Source organism: Bartonella sp. CL100XZDX (assembly GCF_042195375.1).
GTDB lineage: Bacteria > Pseudomonadota > Alphaproteobacteria > Rhizobiales > Rhizobiaceae > Bartonella.
In genome coordinates, this window is the sequence record NZ_JBHIOH010000014.1 from 1 (window position 1) to 3107 (window position 3107).

Below are 3107 nucleotides of genomic sequence, written 5' to 3' on the forward strand. Positions count from 1 at the left end.
AAAGTTTCGAGATTATTGGAAAGCCTGTGCAGGAAAGAATGCTATCAAACGTGATTGGCAAGCAACATGGCGTAACTGGGTACGCAGGGCTATCGAGGGTTTAGAAAAAACGAAAAACACGAACAACAATGGTGGAAACAATGGAAATTACACTCAAAAGCAAAAAAGCATTGGGGAGCGTATTGCAGACAGTCTCCTTGATATCGGAAATCGAGGGTACTTTGAAGCACATTCATGCGATGATACCTCCGAGCGGTCCGTTTGTTTTGAAGGATGGCAGCCAATTAACAAAACAGCAGGAATCGATTGCTTTAGAGGCTGGTGATCAATTGCAAGAGCTTTTCGCAGTGAAAGCAGGTAAAGAGGATATAGCAAAGGCAATTCGGATGCTGTCGTGTGGTTTGAAAATAGCACAACAATCAGACCATGAGGGAATGGCACTTACCTACGGAATGGTTTTGGAGAATGTATCAGTGTGGTCACTGATGACAGTGGTCAAACGGATTTTATGTGATGAAATAAATTGTTTATCCGATACGTTTTTTCCGAGCACGCGTGAACTTGTCAGGTTGTGTCGTGATTTGGAAAACGATCTTTTGAGAAAAGCCAATTTTGTACGCAATGCTGTTTTGAGATTCCGTGAAAAGGAGTTGAAAGAACAAGCAGCGAAAGAGCATTCAACGCCTATAACGCTTGTTCACAAGCAAAAACTTGAAGAGACTCTAAATGGCATTGGTGGGATAATGAAACGCTTTGGTCCACAGCAAAATAGTGAAAAGTGCTGATCATTTTACGATTAGGCATGTGTTTAAATCGATAAAAAGGTACCATACAAAGCGATTTAAAGATTTTACGATGAAAACTATCCACAAGATAAAACGCTCTGTACGGTCAAATTTTAGGTAAATAGACCAATTGGTAAAATTATGGACTAAAAACATGAAAATATTAAAAGACCTGTTCTTAAAAAAGCGTAAACAACCCATGCAAAAAGAGTTTGTTGCAACAGCTGTTGGTTATGTTCCTTGGGGGGACGGAGCAGAGGAGTATTTTTACAACCTCTACAAATATGAAGACGGTACAAGAGAGTGTGAAAAGTTTGATGGCGGACAGTATTATACCACACCAGAAAATGCGGATTTTAGTACCAAAGCGCAAGTAAAAGCATGGGTTTACGGTGGGAATATTCCAAAAAGCATTCTCAATTACGAACCTCTTATAGACGAGATCAATAAAGAGATCAAAAAATTATCGAAAACCGCAGGAAATAAATATGTTTACAGATAAGCAGCTAAGNCAAACGCGGCAATACAACAGGTTGGAAGACATTAACACGTGATTTACAACAGTATATGCACAGACTTTTAAAGCTAATAAGTTTAGCACTTGTCGTTTTAATTTTCCCAAATAGTTATAAGGAAACTGTTTCTTTACCTTTCATTTCTAAGTACGTGGAGTACAAGCTTTCTTTTTCATTGGATAATGTACTTTGGTACTCAGATATTGCTCTTTGGTATTCTTTTTTAGTCTGTGTATTTTTCCTTATGTTACGTACACGCAGTTTAATAAATATATCTATTTACACACTACAGTGCTCAGTTAAAAACCAAAAGTAAAATTTCCGATTTTATAAAACTGTTCAGATTAAATGGCGTTGTCTCTTCTCAACGTTCATAGATGAAATCAACAAAAACATCAAAAAATCATTGAAAAAGGCGCGTAACAATGACTCATGTCTGCTCACCATTGAGATATCCAGGCGGTAAGGCTGCACTGTATGGAAAAATCAAAGAAATATTTGAGAAAAATGCATTAAATGGCTGTTCCTACAGAGAGCCATTTGCTGGCGGGTGCGGACTTGCTCTAAAGCTTCTTTTTAATGGTGATGTTAAAGATATTCACATTAACGATATTGATCTGTTCATTTGGAGCTTTTGGTATTGCGTTTTGCACAAGACAGAAGAATTAATAGAAAAAATCAATACAACGACCATTAACTTAGAAGAATGGTACATACAAAAAGAAATTTCTCCTGCAAGTGCAGATGTGCTTAGCGCAGGATTTGCAGCACTCTTTTTGAATCGCACAAATAGATCTGGAATTATTAAAAATGCTGGACCAATTGGAGGGAAAGGACAAAGCGGTGCCTATAAAATAGATTGCCGATTTAACAAAGAGAATATAATTGAACGCATTCTTCGCATAAGTGAACAAAAAGATAAAATACATTTAACTCGTTTAAATGCACGGGAATTTTTGCTGCGTTATGGAACTGATGAAAACACCTTTTTTTATATGGACCCTCCTTATTTTAAAAAAGGAAAAGGGCTTTACACTTCGTTTTACAAAGCTAATGATCATAATAATTTAGAGAATGTCATCTCCCAACATGTGACAGCGCCTTGGCTAATTACTTATGACAACGTTGAAGAAATTAAATTTTTGTATAGGCAATATCTCTCAATAGAATTTAGCTTACAATATTCTCTACAAGAGAAAAGGCAAGCTACCGAATTGATGATTTTTTCACCTAAAATCAAAGTACCTCAATTTTTAGAAAAGAATATAGGCTCGCTTCTCAAAGCAGCTTAATTGCAGATTTCATTAATAGGAGCTTTAATCACATGCTTACACCATTTGGCAAAACCTTACGTAAAATTCGTATTGATCGGACAGAACGTTTATTAGATATGGCTAATAAATTAGGCGTATCTATAGCATTTTTATCTTCTGTAGAAATTGGCAAAAAGCCTATACCTGCTGACATGGAAGAAAAGATCATTGAGAAATATGCTTTAGATGAAGAAACGGCTTCTATCTTGAGAAGAGAAGCAAATATTTGTCGTAAGAATTTTACAATGAACTCTTCTGACCCACTTAACCATGAAATTTCTAACACGTTTGTTAGAATGTTTAAGTCTCTTTCACAACAAGATCTGACAAAGTGCAAGGAACTCATGGAGAAAGTAGAAAAAAAACGGTGCTTGCAGAATAGAATACCTTGATCCCCTTATTTTATACACCGTAAACATAATTTTATATGTTAAAAAACAATAATATCATTTTGAAATAATTGAATAAATATGCAAATTATGCTAAGATTTTTC

The 3107-nt window shown here is 35.8% G+C and carries 4 protein-coding genes and 2 pseudogenes; all 6 read left to right on the forward strand.

All coding sequences use genetic code 11. The features are described 5' to 3' along the window. A pseudogene (locus tag ACFILU_RS01265) lies at window positions 1-325 on the forward strand (hypothetical protein); the annotation flags it as partial. After that, window positions 267-785, forward strand: coding sequence for a hypothetical protein (locus tag ACFILU_RS01270; RefSeq protein WP_375674423.1), 519 nt, complete (start codon window positions 267-269; stop codon window positions 783-785). The pseudogene ACFILU_RS01265 and the gene ACFILU_RS01270, both read left to right, overlap by 59 nt. A gap of 154 nt (window positions 786-939) precedes the next feature. Next, window positions 940-1287 carry a hypothetical protein gene (locus ACFILU_RS01275; RefSeq protein ID WP_375674424.1) on the forward strand — a complete coding sequence of 116 codons (348 nt, stop codon included), beginning with the start codon at window positions 940-942 and terminating at the stop codon, window positions 1285-1287. Window positions 1288-1298: 11 nt separating this feature from the next. Continuing rightward, window positions 1299-1616 (forward strand): annotated as a pseudogene (locus ACFILU_RS01280) (hypothetical protein); the annotation flags it as partial. 109 nt (window positions 1617-1725) lie between these two features. Further along, a complete protein-coding gene (locus ACFILU_RS01285) occupies window positions 1726-2592 on the forward strand; it encodes a DNA adenine methylase (RefSeq protein WP_375649670.1) in 867 nt (288 codons plus the stop codon). A gap of 32 nt (window positions 2593-2624) precedes the next feature. Further along, entirely contained in the window at window positions 2625-3005 is a 381-nt protein-coding gene (locus ACFILU_RS01290) for a helix-turn-helix transcriptional regulator (RefSeq protein ID WP_015856258.1), read from the forward strand. Window positions 3006-3107: the final 102 nt, after the last annotated feature.